The following is a 26818-nucleotide window of genomic DNA, read 5'->3' on the forward strand; positions in this document are numbered from 1 at the left end:
ATGAAGGTCAATTTGCCGAACAATATGTCAAATCACCAGACTGTCAAACCATCAAACTGTCAGCTTGTCAATTACATCATCTCGTTTTGACCAAAGCAACGGATAAATGCCGTAATTTTCAAGAGCTTGAACTGATTTTTGAGCATTTCTCTCGGTATCATCTAAAATTGCATAAAGCGCTGTATCTTCTGCGCGCAGCTCTTTGGAATCTTCCCACATCCAAATGAGATTTCCGATTTTTTCTTTCTGAGGATTGCTCACAGCTTGAATAATGCGTTCGGGAGCCTGATCGGATTTAGGAATCACAAAGTGGAATTCATGATTAAATCCGGTTTTGCCGGTCAGTTTTATTTTTGACGTGTGTCTGATTTTCTCTTCGTTCAGCCAAGCGGCAACATCTTCATAAAAAATATTTTCAACATTATGAGAAGCGGTGTAATACAAATCATCTGCCGAAATAAGTGCTTGAATGAAATTATTGTAAATTACAGAATAATTTTCGGATGTTGCGTATGCAAAAATTTGATCCTCGTTTAATTGAATACCGAGCCCCGCCAGCATATTGTTGAGCAAAGATTTTCTTTTATCTGTGTCAATCGAACAGCCGGAATCTGCTAAATCACCGATGGTAAAACCGCCGTCCGTTAAAAGAAATTGCCCGTCCTCCTTTTTTACAAATAATTGAAGACAATCATTATGATGATTCAAAAAAGGTACCGTAATTTCGATACAGCCGTCGCTGATTTCTTCAAATAAAGTTTTCTCATGAAGCCATTTCAAATGGTTTTCAGATAATCGGCAGAGTTCATCTTTTAATATAATTCCAACCCCTTTTGAATCGGCGGCTTAAGCGTAATATTGCAATAATCCATAAATTCCTGTAAAGTTTTAAAAGCATCGGAAGGATCACTAAACTCGGAAGGCAGCGGATAAGCCCATCTCGCGTCATACCCGTCTTTATAGATGTGGATGTGCGGACAAGGAACATCCTCATGATTCGGATTTCGATGCATTCGCCCGCCCAAATCAATTCGAAGAAGGACAACGCTTTTACGAACACGATTTTGAAACGATGCTTTCGTTAATTCGACACGGTTGATTCGGACAGTCAGAATAAACTCACATTCCCTGTCAACCGAATGAAGCGGGATATGAACCTCTCCCGGCATATAAAACATATTATTTCCTAAATATTTCTTTTCCATTCGACAGTAATTTTTTGCTTCTTCGTTTGTTAATGTACTCATAAAAATCCCGAAAATCGAGTATTTCTTTGGAGTACATCAAGATTTTTTAATTTTTCGAAAACAGATGAAAATATAAAAATAAAAATGAGATAAATTATTCGAAATCAAAACCCCATTCAATCTTCAGGCGCTTGGATTTAACAACGGATTTTACGATATAATTTTCATACTTTTCTTGTACATAAGCCAAAATGCCTTTATGGCCGAGTTCATCTAAATTTTTTCTGTATTCGATTATTTCGGTTTGCATTTTTTCGGGAAGCGACAAAAATAATTCTTCCGCATGTATTCTGCCGAATTTTGTAAGACTGTAAAGAGCATCCTGATCTTTGCGGTCATTTTCTATGACAAGCAGTCCCGAATATCTGAGAATAGAAGCGAGTTCAACGACTTTGTCACTGTAAGGACCTGATTCGGATGCGTAATACTCACCGTTTTGAACGTAAAAATCCGCATTCTTTTTGAAAAAAACATCGTAAATGATGAAAATTTCCTCAACGAATACAGTTTTACCTTTAATCGGCTTATCCGGCTGAGCATATAATACAAGCATAATCAATTCATCTAACGATAGCACTGCTTTATCAAAATCACGAAGCTTATCCTGAATGGCAGCCAATTCTTCCCAAACACTGAGTTCAGTACTCATTCGTAAACACTCCTTTGTATAATGCATTTAATTATTTTGAGTTTGTTTTTCTTTTTACTGAGTATTACTATAAACATTTTGTCTTTTTTTAGAAAGATGTGATGAATCGTTTCCTTTGAAGATCTTGTTCGTAGTTTTGTACAAAATTGACATAATTGATGAAGTTCATCAACATCCAACCCGATTTTGCTGATGTTTTTTGCTAAATGATTTTTCTCACTGTAAGTCATATTATCCAGTGCGTTTTTAACCATCGCTTCCATCTTTTCATAGTCAGATTTTTTCCATTGAATGACATATGTCAAATTGCATTCTTTACAATGAATTTCTGTTAAAGAATAATCAATGTTTTTTGTATTCTCATCAGAACCCGACAAACCGATTCCTTTGATGCTTAACGAACTGTTTAAACCGATTTTTTTGGTTTTGAATGAATTGCATTCAATATCGGATGTTAAACAGTAGCAGCAATGAGACGGGAAAAACATGGATGTACTCCGGCTTATAATTTGAAATGAACAAAAAATTAAAAGAGCGACAGCTATTTTAAAATATTCAATTTTTTATAAAATGATAGAATCAGTGAAATAAAATATGGCAAATAGAATTCAATGAAGTAAAATTCAATGAAGTAAAATTCAATAATGCAAAATTCAATAATGCAATGAAAACAGAATAATCAAAAACGCCTCAGGACTCATAGGGCTCATCACAAAAATCAGCTCAAACTCTCATCATCGGCATTTTGATTTCAAAAATAAATTAATAAATAAAGCAATAAATTCAAATCAACTTTTCAATCTCATTTTTCACTTTCATCGCTTCATCTCGCGGATTTTCAGCATTATAGATACTGCGCCCGACAATCACCCAGTCCGCGCCCGCTCGAATCGTATCGGCAGCGCTTCCGCCCTGCGCGCCCACGCCCGGCGAAATGATTTTCATGTCATCACCGATGACGGCACGCAACTATTTAACGCGCTCGGGGCGCGTCGCCGGCGCAACGATTCCAAAAGCATTTGACTTCTTGGCAAGCGCCGCAATTTCTTTTGAAACGGAATCCGTAAAGAAATAATCGCCGCCCGGATGACTCATCTCGGAGACGACAAAAACTTTGCCGCCGAATTCGTCTGCCGTTTTCACGCATTCCGTCAAACTGTCGGGACCGGTAAATCCTTGGACAATAATGGCGGCACATCCCGCTTTAAAGACGTGTTCGCAAATCAGGCGGTCGGTGTTTGGGATGTCTGCCACTTTAAAATCGGCAATGACAGGCGCGAATTCGGCAAGTTTTGAAACGATTGGAAGGCCTGTTCCGAGAATGAGCGGGTAGCCGATTTTGACGGCGTCGACCAATCCCGCAACCTGCGATGTCACTTCAAGCGCGCTTTTTTCATCGGTCACGTCAAGCGCTAAAATAATACCTGTTTTTCTTTGAAATTCAAATTTTGATTCGGATGTGTTTGCCATTTTTTTCACCGTTTGTTTTCACCGTTTGTTTTCACCGCTTGCCCTTTTCAGTCCGTCGGATAAGTGATGCCGTCTTTATCGACTTCGGATTTTCGCTCGACTTTGTTTCCGGCAGCTTTCTTTCTGAGCCGCGCTCTTGCCGCGCCGACCATGAGCGGAAGTGTGATTGTCGCGTCGGAATAAACGGTGACCGTCTTGGATTCGGCGTTGACTTTGCCCCAGGAAACCGCTTCATCAAGCGTTGCACCCGACAAACCGCCTGTCTGCGGCGTGTCCATCGTCAGCTGAATCACGTAGTCAAATTCGCGCGGCGTCACCAGCATCGTTTGAAGCGTATAATTTTTCGGAACGCCGCCGCCGACGAAAACTGCGCCTGCGCGTTCGGCTTCCCAGCAGATGTCCATCAAATCATGCATATCGCCGAGCGCGTCAATCACAAGCGGATTTGTTTCTTTGTAAAGCCAGGCCTGAAGACCGATGACGGAATCGGGAAACGCGGGGCAATAAATCGGGACGTTCATGTCGTACGCGGCTCTTAAAATGGAATCGGGATTGTCGATATTTTTTCCCATATGGCGCATAAATTCGGTAATTGAAATCGGCTTTTCGGTCGGAAGCGTTGCAATGATTTCCTGCATGAAGCCTTCGAAATCTTCGAAATGATTGTCGGGCAGATAAACATCGTAAATTCGGTCGATGCCTTCTTCACGGAGTTCGATGTCGTTTGCGTTGTCATCGCCGACAAAATGCGGCATGTACAAGCCTTCAAGCGCGTCGTGAACCATATTTGCGCCGGTCGTGACAAGCACGTTGATGTGTCCGTCGCGAATCAAGTCGGCAATGATTTTGCGCATGCCGGCAGGGACCATGGCACCTGCGAGACCGAAAAACTTGACCGCTTTGTCATCAGACAGCATTTCCGTGTAAATGTCGGCCGCTTTTCCGATTCTGCGCGCGCCGAATCCGCAGCCTGAGAGTGATGCGGCAAATTCATCCAAATCCATGTCATTCGTGATTTCAGCCGGCACGATCGGTTTGACCAACTTGCTTTGACCTTCCGTAATATGCATAATTTTCCTCTGTTTTGAATCGCCTTTCAAAATAAAATAAAAATGAAATTAAATTTAAAAAAGTGTAAGAAAGTATAAGAAAGAATTGAGGGGCAAACAATTTAAATTAACCGATTGAAAGCTGTTTTATTCGACGGATTTTAAGAACGCTTTCGCGATTTTTCGGGTTTTCGGGCTGTCGCCGTTTAAATTGGATTCGGCAAATTCGATCATCTGTTTTTTGTTTTCGTAATTTTCATAAAACGAACCGAATGATTCAATGGCGCTTCCCGCCAAAAATGAAAGCTGTCTTTCATTTCGCCCAGTACCTTTTTCAGAAACAATACAATCAATACAATCAATATAATCAATAATGGTCTGAACGATTTTTTCGGAGAGCTCGGGTTTGTAAACGGCAATCAGCGCACAGTTTTGGATGCAGTCGTTTGCCGTCATAAATTTGACGTCATCCAATAACGAAAGATAATCGTCAATGCAATTATTCATTTTGTTGTCGGCATCGACTTTTGACAAGCGCGCCAATATCGAAAGCGCAAAATTTCGGTGATAGGAGTTTTTGTGTTTGAGCAGTTTTTCGATTCCGTCCCAATATTCATACATCAATTCGGGAGAAGATTCGGAGACGGCTTCGGCGATATAATAACAGTGATAGTAAACCATAATCTGTTTATGATTCAGCATTTCATCAACAATGAAATCACGGAAATCTTTGTCTTTTTCAGCAGCGGCGGTATAATATTGCAGATCAAAATTCGGATCTGAAATTTCTTCTAAAAGTTTTTCCTTATTCATACGGCTCACTCTGAATTGTTAAACTGAACTTCTGAGAAGAATCTGATTTTATGATATTTAAAACCATAATCCTGTTGTTGAAATTTGAGAGAAAAAGAGAGACTGAATTGAGAAATAAAATAAAAAATGAAGGCAGGGTGGAAAATAAAATAAAAATCAGAGTCGGGTTAAAAATTAAAATAAAAATCAGAGTCGGGTTAAAAATTAAAATAAAAATGGAGCAGTTCGCGCGCGGCAGCGGCAGCTGCCGGACGGCAAGCTGAGAGGCGACGGCAAACGCAAACCTGACCGGCAGCGGAAACGCAAACCTCCCTCCCACTGCAAACAAACACCGCCCTCCCGCTGCAACCTGAAATTTTGTGAGCGAAGCGAACAAAATTTAATGCCAACGGATTACGATAAAAAGAGCAGATGCACGCGGAAACGTAAACCTGATTCGCAACGGCAACGCAAACCGCCCCGCAACGGCAACATTAAAAGACAGTTGCAGACGAGCAGGCTCAGCAGGGAGTTGACAGCAAAAGACAGTTGCAAGACAGCATTTCGCAAAGCTGAAAAGCAATTCACAATCAGCGGTTTTGAAATTTTTGTATTGTATTGGAAGAATCCGCCAAGTCTCGTCTCCTCGCTGCGCTCGGAAACTCAACTTGCGGGGGCGGTTTTTGAAAGTTCATACAATTCAAATTCAATTGAAACATCTTCTTTCATCAAAATTATTCAAAATGGAACGCCGTTTTTTTTCCAAATCTAAAACATTTAAAATTAGGGTTTTATCGGGCGTTCGGGTTCACCGATTTTGAAAATTGGATGTTTAGGTTTCGATGTTGAAAATGAAATAAAACATAGATGAAATATAAAACAAAAATAAGAATGAGTCGCAAAGTTTGAAAAATAAAAGAAAGAATGGAGCCGCTCGCGCGCGGCGGCCCCGTCAAAACGATTGAATTCGTATTGAATTCGATTGAATCAGAACTGAACTTTCGGTGCTTCTCTGACTTCTTCAGGTCCTGCATCAAAGAGTTCTTTGGGTTCGAAACCGAACATTTTTGCAACAATATTTCTCGGAATCGTTTGAATCGAGTTGTTGTATTTTGTAACGGTATCGTTGTAAAATTGGCGCGCGTAAGCGATTTTGTCTTCCGTGTCCTTCAATTGTTTCTGAAGGTCCTGGAAGTTTGTGTTGGCCTTCAAATCGGGATAGGCTTCGGCAACCGCGAACAAGCTCTTTAATGTTGATGTCAGCATGTTGGATGCTTCCGCCGCTTCGTGAGGCGTTTTCGCGTTCATCGTCGCGTTTCTTGCAGCAATCACATTCTCAAGCGTTCCTTTTTCATGGCTTGCGTAACCTTTGACAGTTTCGACCAAATTCGGAATCAAATCGTATCTTCTTTTCAATTGAACTTCGATTTGACTCCAGGCATTGTCGACAAAGTTTCTGCTTTTGATTAAACCGTTATACATTGCGGCGAACGCAACGATAACCAGCAAAAGCAAAACGATAATAATAATCGCAATAATAATACCGGTTGACATTTTTGTTTCTCCTTTTTTGTTTAAATTTCAAACCACCGTATTCATTTTATTTTAGCGGTTCTGATTCTTATATTCATCGTCGCTTCAAATAATTCAAATAAATAAAAATTGAAAATTGAAAAGCGGAGGGTCGGTGAAGGGTCGGTGAAAGGTCGGTGGAGGGTCAGCGAAGACCGCCGCCGCCGCCGCCGAAGCCGCCGCCGATACCGCCGCCTCCAAAGCCGCCGCCACCGCCGCCGCCATTGTTGCTCGGCGTCGATGACGCGTAGGCGCGTCCCATTCCTGTATAGAAGAGCGGGTAATAGTAAATGATACCGAAATGACTGGCAGACATCTGTCCTGTGGGAACAGCTAAATTCATATTTTTCAGCGCTTCTTCTGCAACGCCAAGCGCCATCGCATACACAATATAATGATCCCAAATAATCACGGATGCCGGCGGATATTTTTCAATCAGAGAATAATCCGTCAGATATTTTTCAAAGTTTTTCCACTTTAAGTAGAAAACACGACCGTCTTTCGTCCATTGTCCCATTGATTTTTTCCAAATCATCGGATAAACGATCAAAAAGATTCCTAAGATCAAACCGAGGAAACAGAAAGTGGCGACAATGGAAGTTGAGGGAAACTCTGAAGAAGGCGCAACAGATTCTGAGATGAAATACACCAAAATCGAACAAACGATAGATAACAATCCGACACTTGCGATTTTTCGGTTTCCTGTTTCATCAAAATATTGTGAAAAATGCGCTTTAGACGTGATTTTCGAGTTCCAGCTGTTGAGGAAATTATAAAATGAATCATTTGCTCCCAACTTATTTTGAAATGCTTTCCATTCGATTTCATCATTGACGGCATATCTTTTCAGGAAGCGATAGACATCTTTTTCAAAATCTTCCAGATTATTGTCTTCGGGAGCTTCGAATTTTAAAACGACTTCCTTAGAAGACTTGCCTCTTTGACTGATTTTTTCAGCTTCACGAATGGATAAATAATTTCTGTCAACCAAACTCATAATCGTTGAAACGAAACCGTCCATATTCGGTTTCCCGTGGCCGACAATAATTGCATTGACAATTGCGGGCTTTGTATCTGTCGGCAAATCTCTTTCATAAAGCGCGTTATATTCGATTTTGTGTTCTCTTCCGTATTTATTGTAAATATAAATCGGGCCGGCTATACAAATAAGAAGAATCAGAATTTGTAATCCCAAAAATAAATAAGAATACATGGCTTTTCTTTCGTATTGCGCTTCTTCTTCAAGGATTGTATCCAATCCGTTCCCGCGGATAATGTTCACATATGTGCTGTCCGGTGAATCCAACCGCGGATATACGATTCTGACATCGCAGCGTGTATATGAAGGAATATCCTGCGCATTAAATGTAAATGAAATTGTTTTTTCATCTGCGGTTGAGTTGACAACTTTGTCACTGAATTCCGTTGTATACGCATACGGGTGAGACCAGTAAAGAACAGTATTTTCGCCGTCGATCGTTTGATTTAAAACGCCTAAAAATGTAATGTTTGCATTCAAGTTTTGAATCGGCTCGCCCCAGTTATTACCCCATATGTTGTAATTAAATTCGGTAATGTCATCGTAAACATTAATACCGCCGTAATATTCGTAAGAAAGGACAAACGTAACTTCTCTCGGATTCGGCTGCGGCAGTTTGCAGATAAGTTCATAACCGCCTTGTACAGGCTGTACATAAAACAGCAGATTTTCGTAACCTTCTAAATATCCGGTCGCATTTTGAATCGTAATATCTGAATTTGTCTGAATAAATCGATAAGCTTCGGTGAATTGTTCTCCTTCTCCGGTTCTGAATTTTATTGTTTCATGAACGTAGACGATTCCTTTTTCATCAACAGTGATATTCACATCCGCATTTTCCATTGTATAAGCAAATGCCTGCGAACTCAATAACAGCAAAAGGAAGACTGCAACTGCCGCGAAGAGCGCAGTTTTTTTCAAAAATAATTGGTTATTTTTTATCATAAATTCGCCTGAATCCTTTTTGATATTTTCGATGTTAGTTTTATATATCTTAGTCAATAAGATAAAATAAATAAGATGTAAACTTAATTTACCATTATTTAAATCAGGTTCTAATAAAACTTATCTCTTTACTCTCGTGAGTGATTTTAAATGGCGACAAAATCAACTTCAGCAAAAGGTACAACAAAAAATGTGAAAAAAGGCGGACGCGCGCCGAAAGAGGAATCACAGACGGAAAGCACTCAGATGTTTGCCGCTGTTTCCAGTCAGATGCGTCAGAGGATTCTTCAGATTTTGGCCGAAGAAGATATGCATATTTCGGCGATTGCGCGCAATTTGGGAATTTCCGTCCCTGTTGCTTCCAAACACATCAAAGTGCTGGAAGATGCCGATTTAATTGACAGAAAAATTTACGGCAAAACCCATGTTTTCTCTTTGAAGAAAAAGAGTTTTACGGGCGTTTTTGACCCGTTCGCGCCTGTTAAGCGTCTTGAAGTCGAAAAGGGAACGACTTTGATGGAGGCGTTTAAAAGCGTCTCCGTTGTCGAAGTCAAAAATATTGACGGCAAAGATTTTATTGTCGCGGCCGACGGCGAAGAAGGTTTTTATCTTTATGAAGTGAACGGCAAACTCATTGAAAAGCGCGCCGAAGATTATGTTTTGGAAGAAGACGCGGTTGTCGAATGGAAACGTTTGGAGCCGGTCACCAAGAAAAAATTGATTGTTTCAGTCAAAAAAGAGGATGATAAAGAAAAAAGAAAAGGGTATTATGAAAGCCTGATTTAAATCGGGTGTTCTTCTCTTTTGCTTTTTCTCATTTTATTTTCTTCTCTTTTTTATTTTCGATTAAATAAAACCCGATGTCGTTTTTGATTCTTTTTTAAAAATTTGTGCGGTTCGCGCGGCGGCGGGCAGCTGCTGCCGAGCGGAAACCTGTAGGTAGCAGCGGCAAACACAAACCTGCAGGCAGCAGCAGCACGTTCGCGATTGCGTTCGGATTACGATAAAAAAGAGCAGATGCACGCAGCAACCCAAACCTGATTTGCAGCGGCAGCATTAAAAGACAGTTGCAGACGAGCAGGCTCAGCCGCGGAAGCTGACAGCAAAAGACAGGCGTAAGACGGAACAAGCAGGATCTGAACAGCCGCTAAAAAATCAGCTGTTTTGTATTTTTTGTTTCGTTTGGGAAGAATCCGCCAAGTCTCGTTTCCTCGCTGCGCTCGGAAACTCAACTTGCGGGGGCGGTTTTTGAAATTTAATTCAGTCAAAAATCAATTGAAACATCATTTTTATCAAAATTATTAAAAACGGAACGCCGTCTTTTTTCCAAAGATTAAACATTTTTTAGGATTTTATCGGGCGTTCAGGTTCACCGATTTTGAAAATTGGATGTTTAGGTTTCGACTTTGAAAACAAAATAAACATGGGGGAAAAGTTTGAAAATTAAATAAAAATGGAACATTCCGCGCGCAACGCCGCTGCAAACACCTACCGGCGCCGACACGACACGGATGAAAACAAAAAAATTAAACGGGCTGATCCGCCGAGTTTTGAAAAGCGGGGCAAATCGTTGAAAACTCGCACCAATTGCAAAGTTTGCTGACACGCGGCTTGAAATTATTTTCCCAAGAAGTTAATTCGATTGTTTGGATCAGGTCAACGATGTCGTTTTTGACGGCGTTCAGCTCTTCATCGGTTTTATGAAAACGGAATTCTTCATTGAATTTGAGATAATGATAGATGACAACGGCTTCTTTTTCATCGTATTCGGGATACTTTTTTCTTGCGCCGATTTGGTATAAAGAAAGCTGCCGATCGTTTTGAAGATCGCTGATTTGCGGCAGTCTTCCGGACGTTTTATAATCGTGAATTTCCAAGTTCCCGGTTTCGTTATTCACGGCAATGCGGTCGATGAATCCCATAATTTTAAAGCCTTCGATATTGACGTCAATTCGCTCTTCGACTGAAAGCGTTTTTTCTTTATCAAACGGCTGATTGTTTTTGTAATAATCAGCAAGGATTTTTTTGCCCTGCAAAAAATAATCTTCTTTTGTCATTCCTTCTTTGACAATTTTAATGTCTTCCGACCAGTTTTCGTCCCAAATCGTTTCGTATTTGTCAAGCAAAAGAATGAGTGAAATATCGGCGTCCGGCATTTTCTTTTGACGGCGGTACAAATATTCCAAAGATTCGTGAACGGTTGATCCCATGTAAGCTTCAATTCCGATGAACGGGATCTCAGGCTTGATTTTGTCGAGATATTTGTATTTGTAAGAAAGAGGACACTTCTCAAAAGTCGAGAGGCGCGAATGGGAGTAAATTGTCATTGTTATTAAATGAACGGTTTAGGATTATAAAAGTTGGTCTGCGGGGTGAAAGTTATTGAAAATAGAAATGAAAACATAAAAAGAAGAAAGAAGAAATGAAAAAAGAAATGAAAGAAGAGAATGAAAAAAGAAATGAAAGAAGAAAAGTGAAAGAAGAGAATAAAAGAAGAAAATGAAAAGAAAAAAAGAGAAAAATGAAATGAATCATTTTTCTTTTAACATTTTTATGATGTTTAGTTTTTGTTCATTTTGTATCTGTAACAGCCGTAGCCGATAATGACAACAAGCAACAAAATCAATAAAAGCCACCAGTTGCTGCTGACTTTTGAAATTGAAGTGTCTTCCATTTTCTCCGTCACGGTATCAACGATGCCGGTGAAACCGCTGCTGGGGCTTTCGGTATTTTCTTCTCCCTGCATTGTGCCGGATTCGGTGTTGTCAACGACAGTTGCCTGTCCTGTACCGCTTGAACCGGAATTCGACGTTACATCCTGATCTGCCGGATTCGGAACGTCATCCAGAGTCCATTTTGCATACAAGGTTACATTTTCAACCATGTTAAATTTGTCACCGGCATTGTAAATATTGCCGCTGCCATCCGCATCTACCCAGCCTTCGAAAGTGTAATCGGAATATTCCATCGAATGAGATTTAACTTCCGCTTCCTCGTTGTATTGATATTCTGTTAAATCTTCCGGAACTGCCCCACTGTAACCGTTGCCGTTGTAAGTTATTGTAAACTTATCGGAAACAGTTTCCCATTTTGCAGTGAAAACAATGTCTGATTCAGGCATAAAGAAGTTTTCATTACCGTCACCCGCGAATTCATTCATGAGTCCTGCGGAAGGTTCCAGCTCAATGTTAACATCTGATTTCCAGCCTGCAAACTTAGAACCGACATTGATCAGTTCAGTTCCGTCAATAATGTTGACTGAATTTCCTGAGTTGTAACGCTGGATTAAAGGCAATCCGTCAACCGGATCTTCAGAAACGAATTGAACTTCATATTCTCCTTCAACCCACTGAGCATACAAATTCAACGGGAAAGTTTGACTTGACAAATCTTCACCGATTAATCCGGGTGCATATAACGGTTCAGATCCGGCTGTGGCAACACTCCAGTTTTCAAAGGCATAATCTGTTCTGACAAAACCTGCCTGTTCAGCTGTTAAAATATCAATACTTGCAGTGTTTTCATAGAATTTTGATACGAAAACATCACTGCCGTCATTCATATGATATTTAATTTCAAATGTTGCCGTTGTGCTCCAAACAGCATACAGTTCAATGACAGTATTGCCGTCATATTCAATTGTCTGACCGTTAAGATAAGCCGGCTCTGCTGCATCATTTGTTTTGGCCCATCCGATTTGTGTTGCACCTGCGTTCACAAATGACAAATCATCTGCTGACGGGAGGTGAACAACTTCATTGGTGTTGTAAGAGACGCTTTCATTGAAAGTATCAGATATACCTGAATTTTGATAATATTTTACAATGAATGTGCCTGCGGGGAGGACAGTCAAATCAACAGAAGCGGTTTTAACGTTGCCTGCGCCGTCAGTGACAGTAACCGAGACAGTTTTGCCGTTAAGATCAGAGTCAATCGGATTGATTGTCAAAGAAGCAGCACTGCCGGAAGGTGTACCGTCAACAGTCCAAGCATAAGTGTAAGTACCGTCACCGCCGGAAACGTCAAGAGTGAAATCAAGTTTATCGCCGTCGGTAACAGCTTCATTGCCGTTGATTGTAACAGTCAATTCATCGTAAACAATCAAATTAACAGAAGCGGTTTTAACATTACCTGCGCCGTCAGTGACAGTAACCGAGACAGTTTTGCCGTTAAGAGCAGAACCGACAGGATCAATTGTTAAAGAGTTGGAAGTGCCGGAAGCAGATGAGTCAACAGTCCAAACATAAGAGTAAGTACCGTCGCCGCCGGAAACATCAAGAGTCAAAGCAAGATTGGCACCTGCTGTAACTGCGCTGTTGCCGACAATTGAAACGCTCATCTCATCGTAAACGGTCAAAGTTGCTTCATCAGTAACGTCAAAGACATAATTGTCAGCACTGCCTCCTGTAATACTGATCGTAAAAACACCTGCATCAGTCGTATAACCGCTGCTTGCAATAGGAGCATCATAATTGGAAGCAGTAAGTGCAGTTTCGCCATTCACAAAGCCGCTAACCGTTATAATATATTCAGGAGTCTCGCCTGCAATAATTGTTTCATCTTCAACCGTTGCTGTAAGAGTGGCCGGAAGAATTTCCATTGTAATTGTCTTTTCAAACGCATACATATATTCGGGACCGGTGATGCGGACATCAACCGTAACATTGCCGTCTGAAACATTTGTTACTGACGGTACTGTCGAACTGTATTCACCGTTTCCGACTTTGTACTGAGTAACAAAATCAATGCCGGTGGGCAATCCTGTGACAACAGGTTCATATGCCTGACCGTCATAAGTGACAGAAATGCTCTCTACATCAGCGCTGATCTGCTGCATGTATGAGAAATTAAACACGTTTAAATCATTATCATTTGTCACTGAAATGTAGAAAGGACTTTCCTTGGGAATCCACCCGGCAGCAGTCATTGTTGCATTCGGCTGAATATGAATTCTGCTGTAAGTTGCAGGAAGCGAGCTGTCGGTGTATAATGTATGGAAAGTATCTCCGACATAATATCCGTGATTGACAGTATATTTAATGTCAGAACTGCTGGTGTATGTGAAAGTAATAACATTTTGTTCGGCATCGCCGCTTAACACCAAGCGACCGTCCCATGTATCAGGGAAATATCCGCTGATTTCTTTTGCCGATGCTTTAATGGTTTTACCGACAGTATCAGATCCGGAATCGGATGCCAACAACTCATTTCCATCTAGGTCTACATATTTAATAGTGTATTCGACAGGAACAGTCGGGTCAACTTCCCAGCGTGCTGTCAGCGTAAAATCCTGTGTGACACTTGATTCAAAGTCATAGGAATAAGAAGAGCCTTCTGCATACCAGCCTTTGAAAACATAGCCGTTCTTCTCCAAATCCCCGGGATTTGCTGCTTTTTGATTATATTCAACAGTTTGTGCCGTCGTATCTGTTTCCGAGACTGGTGTGCCGCCGTTCACATCAAATGTAACTGTGAAAGTTTCAGGAATCCAGCCTGCGAATAAAATGTTTTCCTCAGTAAAGAATGCAGGTGTTGAAAAATTCGATCCTGCAGTAGTTGTATTTGAAATGATTGGCGTAGAAGAGCCTTGAGCTTCTGTGTACCAGCCTGTAAAGATATACCCTTCTCTTACGGGTTTATCGGGAACAGTCAGATTGTAACTGTATTTTACAGTTTGAGATGAACCTGCGGGTGTGCTACCGTTTTCATATTTATAATTCAAATTAAATGAAATATCGTAAGTTACGAGTTTGTATCTGATTGATCCTACATAGGTTTTCGTATCACTATCATATTCATACTGCTTGATTTCTTCCAATTTGTATCCTGTGATGTCGTAAACTTCATCATCAGTTATTGTAGGTTTACTACCAAGCGTATGGTCTTTAAGTGTGATTGTGGGCCCTTCCTGCACATATTTCCCCTCGATTGCTGCCGTATCCCCATTCTGCACTTCCCTGAGATGAGAGAGGATGTATGTATTAGAAGATGATGTCGGCTCAATTCTGCCGTAAAAAACAAAGCTGCCATTCTTTTCATTATAAGTGTAACTACTGTTAGCTTGATCATAAGCCGGCATAGTAGCAAGTGTTTTAAAGTAATTGGGATCATTCTTCGGTCCAACCAATCCTGTTGAATCGATACTTATAGGGGACCAATGCCAACGAAGATCACTCAGTGTATATTTGGTACTTCCATTGACATAATTAGAAAATTCGGAAAGGATATTTTCCCCATACTTTGCTGTAATAGTGTAAGCATATTTATTGTAATTGTTTGTATTTCCTTCATTATAGATACCACCGAAATAGGCATCATTTCTGAATCTCCAGAATTCAAGCGTAAACGTATTGCGCTCATAATAAATTTCAAGCACCGAAGTACCGTCGCCTTCCACAACGATTTCACTGTTTTTACTTGTATTCAATTTGAAACCTAATTTGTCCTGATCGGAGAAAGGAGGAATATGAACGGCGGAATTATATGTAACCGTAGAATCTGTTGTTGCCTCATATTCACCGGACCAGAAAACATCGTATCCTCCGGGATTTGTCAAACTTTCAACCAAGTAAGAAACAGTATATGTGGTTGTTTTGGGAGAACTCCATTTGGCGTACAACTGAACATTCGAATCGCCCATCGTAAAAGTAGAGACAGCATTTGTACATTCGGAATTCATGTACCAGCCTGAAAAATCATATCCTGCTTTTGTTGCAGCGGATAACTCACCGGCAGTCACAATTTCTCCGAATTGTTTCTGCAGCACCGGAACATAATTTCCGCCATCGGTGACAAAATAAACGTAACTGACATTGCGTTCGTAATAAATGTTAACGGTTGTAGAATTGTCATATTCGATGACTTCCTGAACAAAAAACTCAGGTGTAAATCCTTCAATTTGTTTTGCGGCGGCTTCGGTTTCTGCGCCCGTCACACTTTGAAGAGTTTCCGTATCATAAGGTGTTTCGCTGAAAGTTCCGTCCAAGTTTTTCTGAAAATGATTCACTGTGTAAGAAGCTTCATTCGGAGAATATTCAACAATAACTTCAAGACCGTCGGCGGGCATTGAAGAGCCGCTGACGACAGTCGAATTCGCCGTATAACCTGAAATTACCGGAGATGTATGACTGTAAGGCTGGCCGACTTCAAATTCGCCTGTAAACGGCGCAGCCATGGTAATTTCAATTTCAATATTACCGATATCACTGACTTCGGTGCGGATATAGTGAATGGAAAGCACCGCAGAATCAGTACTATCATCATTTATAGGTTGAGCTAATGCAACCCCGCTCAACATTACTAAAACGAGACATATCGCGACAAGCGACATTAAAAATTTATTTTTGAATCCCATAATAAATCACCATTTTTTCATATGTCGGATATGTTTTCCCGTGTTTTTTGAAACCTGAAAAACCCCGGGCCTACAACAAAAAAAGATATTGGCAACCGCCGGCACCTCTTTTTCGTTCAACAATATCCAAAAGTAAACTAATTGTAAAATACTATACTTAACAAAGTATAAAAGACTTTGCAAAAAAATTATAGGAAATATACAAAAATGAAGAAAATATAATAATATATACTAATGATATAACAGAATTTGATTAATAAAAACAAATGAAATAATAAATAACAAAATAAAAACAGAATAGAAATAACAAGGCAAATAATGTTAAGAAGAAAAATTACAAGATAAAAATCAATGAAAAACAAAAACGGAAAGTGAAAAATAAAAGAAACAAAAAAGAGAAAAAAACAAAGAAACAAAAAAGAAGAAAAATGAATCAAAATGATTCATTTCTCAAATTCCATTTCTTTTGAACCTGTAGAGGCCGAATCCCACAAAAAGAATCAGCATCAGTAATACCATTACAGGTACCCAGCCGGTGAGAAGCTCTGAAATCTTCGAAAAGATTGATTGATCAGATATCGCTCCGCCGGGGCTCACAGGTTCCAAATCTTCGGCAAATGCGGGTAACTCTTCGGGTTCTTCTTCAACCGGTTCATCAACTGCAAGAGACATTGTTACGACTGCCGTACCTGTACCGCCGCCACCGCTTCTTTTAACCCAGATAGCAGAGAGTTCTAAAAGTTCTGTTTCAACAGTGTTTGACACAAAGTCCCACTTCGTTGAACCGTTGTACCATCCTGCAATTTCATATCCGACAGGCGAAACGACAGTCACATTCTCAGAAGATCCCGGTTCGGAAACTAAAGAGCCTGTTGTCGTTATGTACGAATATGTTTTTTGTGATTCGGCAACACCAAAGATATGGAACTCACCGTCTCTTGCGTTGAAAACAACAGTTGCGAGATCTGCACTCGGCCAAACCGCGTACAAATCAACGTCATTTTCAAGAGAGTAGTCAGCGAAGAACCACCTGATGCCGTCAGAGGTCACCCAGTAAACAGGTATTTCATCTTCATGTCCTGCGGGCGGGTTCAAAGTAACGCCTTCTTCTGCAAATAAATCTGCTGGTTGAGGAATTGTTTGTCCATACAGCAATGAAACCGTATACTTATCACGTGCGACAGGTAATTCGTCACCGGTAAAGTTTCCGCCTGCTGCATGGAATGTGACTTCCAAAACACCGTCCCAAAGTGCATCCAATTCTGTAAAAGCACCTTTGTCTGACATGTCATAAGTCTGACCGACTTTGTAAGTCGTTGCTGTCAAACTGTCTCTTTCACTCCAGAAACTCAGAGCTTCGCCGGACTTTTTAAATCCGGTATCTGCATAGCCTGCGATTTTCACAGATGTCGAGTCTTCGTAGTAGATTTTCACAGGTTTGTCTTCGACGGCATTGTCTGCACCGTTCGGATAGTAGTTGATGTAATAGTCGTAAACCAATGCATCGCCCCAAACAGCATAGAAATTGAGATCCTGATAAGGCATCACAATTGGGACACCTTGATAATATTCAAGACTTCCTGTAGCTGATGTTGACCATCCGAGAAGGACATAACCGGGGTTAGAGAAGCCCAACTCTGTTGCATTGAGGAGTTGAACTTGCTGACCGGAAGTGTATTCCCCATCAATATAAGAGGTTGGATCCTCATTGTTGATATTTTGATAATACGTGATGTTATAGCCGGTTGTTGCTTCCCATTTGGCTTTGAGGCTCAAATCTGATATGATTCTTGTTTCAAAGCTCCAAGCTGTATCAATATTGTCATCTGTTCCGTCTGTTACATCATACCAGTGAATGAATCTGTGATCTTCTTTTGCCGGCTGAGTCGGCTCTGTTGCTTTGCCGTTGTAAGTAACGGGTTGATCTGCAGGTTCAGGTACACCGCCGTCAGCATCGAATGTGACAACAATATCCGACCCGTCATAAGCTTTCCATTGTGCATATAATTCAAGGTTTTCATTAATGCTAACAATGCCTGAATAAGAAGTACCCGTGCCTTCAGATTCATTGTTCCAACCATGGAAAACATAACCTGTGTAAATCATACCGGAACCGTCATCCAATGTAATAGGTTCATTGGGAGAGATTCCTGTAACAGGAACAGGAATATTTTCAACGTCATCATCAACTGCAAAGGGATTACCGTGATAGGTAATGGTCAAATATTCATCGTCTCCGAGAGGTGTCCAAACAGCGAACAATTCAACATTGGAAACCATTTTGAGTTGATCATCGGCAACGTATTCGACAATGCCGTCGGATGCGGTGGACCAACCGGTAAACTTGGAACCGACTTTATACAAGTCGCCCTGACCGAGAACAGTTGCATTTTCGTTCGGACTGTATCTGTTGGAATCGACAGGAGCGTCACCGGAACCGCCGTTGGCGTTGTAAGTCAAACTGAATTTATCAGCGTCAGTAATCGCAGACCAGACAGCGAACAATTCAATGTCGGAAGTCATAACGATTTCGTCATTAGCTTCGTATTCAACAGAGCCGGTAGAAGTGGTAGACCAGCCGTCAAACTTGAAGTCGACGAGATACAATTCACCCTGACCGGAAACAGTTGCAGGTTCGTTCGGACTGTATCTGTTGGAATCGACAGGAGCGTCACCGGAACCGCCGTTGGCGTTGTAAGTCAAACTGAATTTATCAGCGTCAGTAATCGCAGACCAGACAGCGAACAATTCAATGTCGGAAGTCATAACGATTTCGTCATTAGCTTCGTATTCAACAGAGCCGGTAGAAGTGGTAGACCAGCCGTCAAACTTGAAGTCGACGAGATACAATTCACCCTGACCGGAAACAGTTGCAGGTTCGTTCGGACTGTATCTGTTGGAATCGACAGGAGCGTCACCGGAACCGCCGTTGGCGTTGTAAGTCAAACTGAATTTATCAGCGTCAGTAATCGCAGACCAGACAGCGAACAATTCAATGTCGGAAGTCATAACGATTTCGTCATTAGCTTCGTATTCAACAGAGCCGGTAGAAGTGGTAGACCAGCCGTCAAACTTGAAGTCGACGAGATACAATTCACCCTGACCGGAAACAGTTGCAGGTTCGTTTGGACTGTATCTGTTGGAATCGACAGGAGCGTCACCGGAACCGCCGTTGGCGTTGTAAGTCAAACTGAATTTATCAGCGTCAGTAATCGCAGACCAGACAGCGAACAATTCAATGTCGGAAGTCATAACGATTTCGTCATTAGCTTCGTATTCAACAGAGCCGGTAGAAGTGGTAGACCAGCCGTCAAACTTGAAGTCGACGAGATACAATTCACCCTGACCGGAAACAGTTGCAGGTTCGTTCGGACTGTATCTGTTGGAATCGACAGGAGCGTCACCGGAACCGCCGTTGGCGTTGTAAGTCAAACTGAATTTATCAGCGTCAGTAATCGCAGACCAGACAGCGAACAATTCAATGTCGGAAGTCATAACGATTTCGTCATTAGCTTCGTATTCAACAGAGCCGGTAGAAGTGGTAGACCAGCCGTCAAACTTGAAGTCGACGAGATACAATTCACCCTGACCGGAAACAGTTGCAGGTTCGTTTGGACTGTATCTGTTGGAATCGACAGGAGCGTCACCGGAACCGCCGTTGGCGTTGTAAGTCAAACTGAATTTATCAGCGTCAGTAATCGCAGACCAGACAGCGAACAATTCAATGTCGGAAGTCATAACGATTTCGTCATTAGCTTCGTATTCAACAGAGCCGGTAGAAGTGGTAGACCAGCCGTCAAACTTGAAGTCGACGAGATACAATTCACCCTGACCGGAAACAGTTGCAGGTTCGTTTGGACTGTATCTGTTGGAATCGACAGGAGCGTCACCGGAACCGCCGTTGGCGTTGTAAGTCAAACTGAATTTATCAGCGTCAGTAATCGCAGACCAGACAGCGAACAATTCAATGTCGGAAGTCATAACGATTTCGTCATTAGCTTCGTATTCAACAGAGCCGGTAGAAGTGGTAGACCAGCCGTCAAACTTGAAGTCGACGAGATACAATTCACCCTGACCGGAAACAGTTGCAGGTTCGTTCGGACTGTATCTGTTGGAATCGACAGGAGCGTCACCGGAACCGCCGTTGGCGTTGTAAGTCAAACTGAATTTATCAGCGTCAGTAATCGCAGACCAGACAGCGAACAATTCAATGTCGGAAGTCATAACGATTTCGTCATTAGCTTCGTATTCAACAGAGCCGGTAGAAGTGGTAGACCAGCCGTCAAACTTGAAGTCGACGAGATACAATTCACCCTGACCGGAAACAGTTGCAGGTTCGTTCGGACTGTATCTGTTGGAATCGACAGGAGCGTCACCGGAACCGCCGTTGGCGTTGTAAGTCAAACTGAATTTATCAGCGTCAGTAATCGCAGACCAGACAGCGAACAATTCAATGTCGGAAGTCATAACGATTTCGTCATTAGCTTCGTATTCAACAGAGCCGGTAGAAGTGGTAGACCAGCCGTCAAACTTGAAGTCGACGAGATACAATTCACCCTGACCGGAAACAGTTGCAGGTTCGTTTGGACTGTATCTGTTGGAATCGACAGGAGCGTCACCGGAACCGCCGTTGGCGTTGTAAGTCAAACTGAATTTATCAGCGTCAGTAATCGCAGACCAGACAGCGAACAATTCAATGTCGGAAGTCATAACGATTTCGTCATTAGCTTCGTATTCAACAGAGCCGGTAGAAGTGGTAGACCAGCCGTCAAACTTGAAGTCGACGAGATACAATTCACCCTGACCGGAAACAGTTGCAGGTTCGTTCGGACTGTATCTGTTGGAATCGACAGGAGCGTCACCGGAACCGCCGTTGGCGTTGTAAGTCAAACTGAATTTATCAGCGTCAGTAATCGCAGACCAGACAGCGAACAATTCAATGTCGGAAGTCATAACGATTTCGTCATTAGCTTCGTATTCAACAGAGCCGGTAGAAGTGGTAGACCAGCCGTCAAACTTGAAGTCGACGAGATACAATTCACCCTGACCGGAAACAGTTGCAGGTTCGTTTGGACTGTATCTGTTGGAATCGACAGGAGCGTCACCGGAACCGCCGTTGGCGTTGTAAGTCAAACTGAATTTATCAGCGTCAGTAATCGCAGACCAGACAGCGAACAATTCAATGTCGGAAGTCATAACGATTTCGTCATTAGCTTCGTATTCAACAGAGCCGGTAGAAGTGGTAGACCAGCCGTCAAACTTGAAGTCGACGAGATACAATTCACCCTGACCGGAAACAGTTGCAGGTTCGTTTGGACTGTATCTGTTGGAATCGACAGGAGCGTCACCGGAACCGCCGTTGGCGTTGTAAGTCAAACTGAATTTATCAGCGTCAGTAATCGCAGACCAGACAGCGAACAATTCAATGTCGGAAGTCATAACGATTTCGTCATTAGCTTCGTATTCAACAGAGCCGGTAGAAGTGGTAGACCAGCCGTCAAACTTGAAGTCGACGAGATACAATTCACCCTGACCGGAAACAGTTGCAGGTTCGTTCGGACTGTATCTGTTGGAATCGACAGGAGCGTCACCGGAACCGCCGTTGGCGTTGTAAGTCAAACTGAATTTATCAGCGTCAGTAATCGCAGACCAGACAGCGAACAATTCAATGTCGGAAGTCATAACGATTTCGTCATTAGCTTCGTATTCAACAGAGCCGGTAGAAGTGGTAGACCAGCCGTCAAACTTGAAGTCGACGAGATACAATTCACCCTGACCGGAAACAGTTGCAGGTTCGTTCGGACTGTATCTGTTGGAATCGACAGGAGCGTCACCGGAACCGCCGTTGGCGTTGTAAGTCAAACTGAATTTATCAGCGTCAGTAATCGCAGACCAGACAGCGAACAATTCAATGTCGGAAGTCATAACGATTTCGTCATTAGCTTCGTATTCAACAGAGCCGGTAGAAGTGGTAGACCAGCCGTCAAACTTGAAGTCGACGAGATACAATTCACCCTGACCGGAAACAGTTGCAGGTTCGTTCGGACTGTATCTGTTGGAATCGACAGGAGCGTCACCGGAACCGCCGTTGGCGTTGTAAGTCAAACTGAATTTATCAGCGTCAGTAATCGCAGACCAGACAGCGAACAATTCAATGTCGGAAGTCATAACGATTTCGTCATTAGCTTCGTATTCAACAGAGCCGGTAGAAGTGGTAGACCAGCCGTCAAACTTGAAGTCGACGAGATACAATTCACCCTGACCGGAAACAGTTGCAGGTTCGTTTGGACTGTATCTGTTGGAATCGACAGGAGCGTCACCGGAACCGCCGTTGGCGTTGTAAGTCAAACTGAATTTATCAGCGTCAGTAATCGCAGACCAGACAGCGAACAATTCAATGTCGGAAGTCATAACGATTTCGTCATTAGCTTCGTATTCAACAGAGCCGGTAGAAGTGGTAGACCAGCCGTCAAACTTGAAGTCGACGAGATACAATTCACCCTGACCGGAAACAGTTGCAGGTTCGTTCGGACTGTATCTGTTGGAATCGACAGGAGCGTCACCGGAACCGCCGTTGGCGTTGTAAGTCAAACTGAATTTATCAGCGTCAGTAATCGCAGACCAGACAGCGAACAATTCAATGTCGGAAGTCATAACGATTTCGTCATTAGCTTCGTATTCAACAGAGCCGGTAGAAGTGGTAGACCAGCCGTCAAACTTGAAGTCGACGAGATACAATTCACCCTGACCGGAAACAGTTGCAGGTTCGTTCGGACTGTATCTGTTGGAATCGACAGGAGCGTCACCGGAACCGCCGTTGGCGTTGTAAGTCAAACTGAATTTATCAGCGTCAGTAATCGCAGACCAGACAGCGAACAATTCAATGTCGGAAGTCATAACGATTTCGTCATTAGCTTCGTATTCAACAGAGCCGGTAGAAGTGGTAGACCAGCCGTCAAACTTGAAGTCGACGAGATACAATTCACCCTGACCGGAAACAGTTGCAGGTTCGTTCGGACTGTATCTGTTGGAATCGACAGGAGCGTCACCGGAACCGCCGTTGGCGTTGTAAGTCAAACTGAATTTATCAGCGTCAGTAATCGCAGACCAGACAGCGAACAATTCAATGTCGGAAGTCATAACGATTTCGTCATTAGCTTCGTATTCAACAGAGCCGGTAGAAGTGGTAGACCAGCCGTCAAACTTGAAGTCGACGAGATACAATTCACCCTGACCGGAAACAGTTGCAGGTTCGTTCGGACTGTATCTGTTGGAATCGACAGGAGCGTCACCGGAACCGCCGTTGGCGTTGTAAGTCAAACTGAATTTATCAGCGTCAGTAATCGCAGACCAGACAGCGAACAATTCAATGTCGGAAGTCATAACGATTTCGTCATTAGCTTCGTATTCAACAGAGCCGGTAGAAGTGGTAGACCAGCCGCTGAATTTGTAATCTGCCTTCCATAATGTACCTTGATCGAGAACAGTAGCAATTTCATTATACTTGTAAAAGGTCGGTTCAGCGGGAACACTGCCGCCGGAAGCACCGTTTGCATTATAGGTCACGGACACATCATCCATTTTGATCCAACCTGCATACAAATCAATTGAAGAAGCACCCTCAACAATCTTTGAATCTAAATCCCATTCATCCGAAGCATCCAACGGTCCGCCGTATGTTTGCATAGATGTGTACCAGCCGCCGAAAGCATATCCGATCGGCAAGTCATCAAACTCTGGAACATCCGTAATTAATTGACCGATTTCTGCGATTGTTGAATATTCATCCAAACCGGACGGTTTGAAAGTCGCAGGATAGCCGTGGAAAGTAACCGTAACTTCAATGACTTCTGCAAAAATTGCAGTGTATTCTTCATTTTCGACAATTTGATGGGTGTATGTGTTAGGATCAGCAACAGTTTCCCCACCTTTATTAATCCAGTGTGAGAAGTAATGATTTAAACTGTCACTCGGTTTCGGTGTAGGAACGGTAATACCTGCATCAGTCCAAGCTGTGTTTGCAGGAATTCCCGTGAATTCGACACGTTGTGTTCCTTCACGGTTCAAATACCCGTTCTGGCCGGCATAGAAAGTTACATTAAATCCGCTGCTTTTCCATACGGCATAAAGATCAAGTTCATTTCCGGAGCCGGAAACAGTATACGTGGATCCGCATGGATATTTAGTGCCGTCTTTGTCCACCCAATATTCAACATATTCATTATCGGCGGTGAACAAATCGGATTGAGCCAAATTGATCGTCGTTCGTTCAACATAGAAGGAAACATCCTCAATATTGGTCTTGTTTGAATGATAAGTCAATTTAACCAAGTCATTACGGTTGGCATATTCTGCGCCGGGTTTCATATTGCCGGCAATCTGAAGCGGGTCTCCCGGACGATAAAGCGTGTCATCATTTTCGACTTTCCAGCCGGTGAATACCAAAAGATCGCTTTGTGCCAATCCGTTGCCGGGTTTCATTGTTACAAAAACACCGATATCGTACCTGTTATCATCTGTCGGAACTGTTCCGGCGTTGTTGCCGTTGCCGCTGTAAGTAACTGTAAATCCGCTTGATTGCCACTGGGCGTATAAATTCGTGTGGCCCGAAATAACTGTATCAGGCGCATAAGACACTAATTTTCCGGACACGAGCCAGTACCAGCCTTTGAAAACGCCTTTCTCAAGATCAACGTGACCGGGCGGATAGAGATCATCATCGGAGAAATCAATAGTGCCGCCCCTTGCGCCCGTTTGTGTCGCAACAACCTCATTAGAGCCTGTATTTTCATAGAATGTAATTGTGAATTCACCTGAACGCCACTGCGCATAAATCGGCAAAGTTTCACCGGTTGCGGTTGTCGGCTCGGGCACGAAGTCTTCATCAAAATTAACATCAATCAATCCTTCGGCATCGTATGTCCATTTTTGGAACACATAATCAATACCGTCAACAGTTTTGACAGGAGTTGCTGTCGGTTCAAAATGAGAAAGCTGTTCGCCCCATTTTACATTTGTATAGCTGTTTCCGGTTTGCGTATAACCGCTGACTGCGGGCAAACTTCCGGATTCAAAACTGCCGCCGTCCAAAACATAAACAATATCGCGTGTAAAACGGTCATAATAGAACATTTTGGGGTTTGTGGTTTGTGCATTCGGATTTAAAGCCGTCATGCCGCTGATTTCTTTGGCTTGAAGTGAATTCGTATTGGTTTTATAATTTTCAGAATAAAGCGGGCTCTTCACGTAATCTTTTGATCCGTATTGACCGTCTGCGATTTCGTGCAGAAGTTTTTCAAAATAATACTGAACTTCATGAGGATCGGCCGTTGTTCCCCAGTTTGCCGGATATGTAACTACTGTGCTGCCGGCATTTACCATTTCCGGGGACAGATACGGACGATTGGACACATAATTAACACTGGCAGCCTCCCTTGACCAAGATGCAAATTTAGAGTATACAATTCCGTCACGGCTGAATTCTGCCGTTGAAGAGCAAGGCCATAAACCGTTGATTTCTTGTCCCATCTTTGCTTTAAAAGAATACTGTTCGCCTTCAGTTGCCTTAGTCGAATCGCTATAAGTTTGCGTATAAGTTTGACCGTTGACAGTCATCGTTGTTGTTATAGTTCCGCCGACAGCCACATCAGTCGAAAAATCGGGATCCAAATCAAAGATAATTGTATACTCAATTAAATCGTAGAATAAGTTAACAACGGTTCCGCCGCCGCCAAGTATAATCGGAGAGCTGCTGTTGTAAACATTGTAATCGGCGTGAGCAATCGTACCGCCCAGTGTACCCGGACTCAAATCAGTAACAAGAGATCCGGCTTTTGCTGTTTTCGTCTCCATTTTCAACGCGTTGTATTTGCCGGGTGTATTCGGGTCTTCCAACCAATATAATACGGTATAATTGACAGTTTTGCCTTCCCAAACCGCGGTCAATACAAGAGATTCTGTAACAGGTGTGTCAAAACTGAAATCTTTTCCGTTCGAATCAACCCATTTAACAAATGTATAACCTGTGCGTGTCGGACTTGTCGGACGAGTCAATTTTCCGCCGTTTGGAATCGTCTGCGGGTCAACTTGAGTACCGTCGGAGATGAAAATCACTGTACAGTTATTACTGAAAGCCGGAAGGAAAGTAATTGTTCCGTTCTCATCCGCATAACTGTCACCGACTGTTGTCGGGAAAGGAAAAGCAGTTTCCACGCTTGTACCTTTGAGATACCAATGGTTAAAACTGTAATCGGCATCTGATGACGTAGGCAATATACTTGAAGAATAGAGTTGTCCCTCAGGAGCGAGCGTGTAACTGTCAATAACAATATTATACTCATCCATGAAGTGAACAATGTAATTTTGACTGTATTTGGCTTTTAAAACAGTGCCGCTGGCAATAGTACCCGTTTCAAAATTGAATGGTGTCGATTCCCCATCTTTATACCAGCCCAAGAATGACCTGTAGCCTGTCGGTATAGACGGATTAAATGTTAGCTCATCACATTTTCCGTCAGCGTCGAGCCCCAAATAATACAGAGGTTCTCCGTTATTCGGATCCAAAATTACAAATTTTGTGTTATCGTCAGCCGCGGCAACGCCGCCGAACATTAACAAAACGATACATAATGCTATGAATATAGCTGCTATAGAATGATTTTTCATTTCCATAATAAATTCACCGTATTAATTTATTATGGC

Annotated in this window: 16 protein-coding genes and 1 pseudogene; 1 reads left to right on the plus strand and 16 read right to left on the minus strand. The window is 42.4% G+C overall.

Features of this window, described 5'->3' with window-relative positions:
• Positions 1–51 precede the first annotated feature (51 nt).
• The 11 genes and pseudogenes from MmiHf6_RS05940 to MmiHf6_RS05990 all read right to left on the minus strand — a co-directional run bounded on the left by MmiHf6_RS05940 (position 52) and on the right by MmiHf6_RS05990 (position 8763).
• Complete coding sequence (locus tag MmiHf6_RS05940; RefSeq protein WP_316556883.1) at positions 52–780, minus strand: DUF1829 domain-containing protein; 729 nt, start codon at positions 778–780, stop codon at positions 52–54.
• A 32-nt stretch (positions 781–812) separates the two neighbouring features.
• On the minus strand, positions 813–1247 hold the full coding sequence (locus tag MmiHf6_RS05945) for a DUF6978 family protein (protein WP_316556884.1): 435 nt from the start codon (positions 1245–1247) through the stop codon (positions 813–815).
• Between the two features lie 94 nt (positions 1248–1341).
• Positions 1342–1896: a hypothetical protein gene (locus tag MmiHf6_RS05950; RefSeq protein ID WP_316556885.1), complete on the minus strand. Its 555-nt coding sequence runs from the start codon at positions 1894–1896 to the stop codon at positions 1342–1344.
• Positions 1893–2384, minus strand: coding sequence for a hypothetical protein (locus tag MmiHf6_RS05955; RefSeq protein ID WP_316556886.1), 492 nt, complete (start codon positions 2382–2384; stop codon positions 1893–1895). The genes MmiHf6_RS05950 and MmiHf6_RS05955 overlap by 4 nt, the downstream gene beginning before the upstream one ends.
• A gap of 295 nt (positions 2385–2679) precedes the next feature.
• A pseudogene (pyrF, locus tag MmiHf6_RS05960) lies at positions 2680–3366 on the minus strand (orotidine-5'-phosphate decarboxylase).
• Positions 3367–3413: 47 nt separating this feature from the next.
• Positions 3414–4436, minus strand: a complete 1023-nt coding sequence (locus tag MmiHf6_RS05965) for a deoxyhypusine synthase (RefSeq protein ID WP_316556887.1) — start codon at positions 4434–4436, stop codon at positions 3414–3416.
• A gap of 126 nt (positions 4437–4562) precedes the next feature.
• Positions 4563–5228: a hypothetical protein gene (locus tag MmiHf6_RS05970; protein WP_316556888.1), complete on the minus strand. Its 666-nt coding sequence runs from the start codon at positions 5226–5228 to the stop codon at positions 4563–4565.
• Between the two features lie 197 nt (positions 5229–5425).
• Positions 5426–5617 (minus strand): hypothetical protein, encoded by a 192-nt coding sequence (locus MmiHf6_RS05975; RefSeq protein ID WP_316556889.1) that lies wholly within the window; start codon positions 5615–5617, stop codon positions 5426–5428.
• On the minus strand, positions 5608–5790 hold the full coding sequence (locus tag MmiHf6_RS05980) for a hypothetical protein (protein WP_316556890.1): 183 nt from the start codon (positions 5788–5790) through the stop codon (positions 5608–5610). Before MmiHf6_RS05980 ends, MmiHf6_RS05975 begins: the two co-directional genes overlap by 10 nt.
• A gap of 404 nt (positions 5791–6194) precedes the next feature.
• The gene (locus tag MmiHf6_RS05985; RefSeq protein ID WP_316556891.1) at positions 6195–6761 is read right to left on the minus strand and encodes a LemA family protein; all 567 of its coding nucleotides are present in this window, start codon (positions 6759–6761) and stop codon (positions 6195–6197) included.
• Positions 6762–6924: 163 nt separating this feature from the next.
• Positions 6925–8763: a DUF2207 domain-containing protein gene (locus MmiHf6_RS05990; RefSeq protein ID WP_316556892.1), complete on the minus strand. Its 1839-nt coding sequence runs from the start codon at positions 8761–8763 to the stop codon at positions 6925–6927.
• Positions 8764–8913: 150 nt separating this feature from the next.
• On the opposite strand from MmiHf6_RS05990, the gene MmiHf6_RS05995 reads away from it, so the two are divergent.
• Positions 8914–9549, plus strand: coding sequence for a helix-turn-helix domain-containing protein (locus MmiHf6_RS05995; RefSeq protein ID WP_316556893.1), 636 nt, complete (start codon positions 8914–8916; stop codon positions 9547–9549).
• A 94-nt stretch (positions 9550–9643) separates the two neighbouring features.
• Here the strand turns inward: MmiHf6_RS05995 and MmiHf6_RS06000 are convergent, their stop codons facing one another.
• The 5 genes from MmiHf6_RS06000 to MmiHf6_RS06020 form a co-directional block, all read right to left on the minus strand.
• Positions 9644–9793, minus strand: a complete 150-nt coding sequence (locus MmiHf6_RS06000; protein WP_316556894.1) for a hypothetical protein — start codon at positions 9791–9793, stop codon at positions 9644–9646.
• Positions 9762–9995 carry a hypothetical protein gene (locus MmiHf6_RS06005; protein ID WP_316556895.1) on the minus strand — a complete coding sequence of 78 codons (234 nt, stop codon included), beginning with the start codon at positions 9993–9995 and terminating at the stop codon, positions 9762–9764. The genes MmiHf6_RS06000 and MmiHf6_RS06005 overlap by 32 nt, the downstream gene beginning before the upstream one ends.
• A gap of 294 nt (positions 9996–10289) precedes the next feature.
• Positions 10290–11090: a RecB family exonuclease gene (locus tag MmiHf6_RS06010; protein ID WP_316556896.1), complete on the minus strand. Its 801-nt coding sequence runs from the start codon at positions 11088–11090 to the stop codon at positions 10290–10292.
• Between the two features lie 233 nt (positions 11091–11323).
• Positions 11324–16117, minus strand: a complete 4794-nt coding sequence (locus tag MmiHf6_RS06015) for an InlB B-repeat-containing protein (RefSeq protein ID WP_316556897.1) — start codon at positions 16115–16117, stop codon at positions 11324–11326.
• A 450-nt stretch (positions 16118–16567) separates the two neighbouring features.
• Positions 16568–26788, minus strand: coding sequence for an InlB B-repeat-containing protein (locus MmiHf6_RS06020; protein ID WP_316556898.1), 10221 nt, complete (start codon positions 26786–26788; stop codon positions 16568–16570).
• Between the last annotated feature and the right edge of the window lie 30 nt (positions 26789–26818).

It is taken from the genome of Methanimicrococcus hongohii (genome assembly GCF_032594095.1).
GTDB classification, from domain to species: domain Archaea; phylum Halobacteriota; class Methanosarcinia; order Methanosarcinales; family Methanosarcinaceae; genus Methanimicrococcus; species Methanimicrococcus hongohii.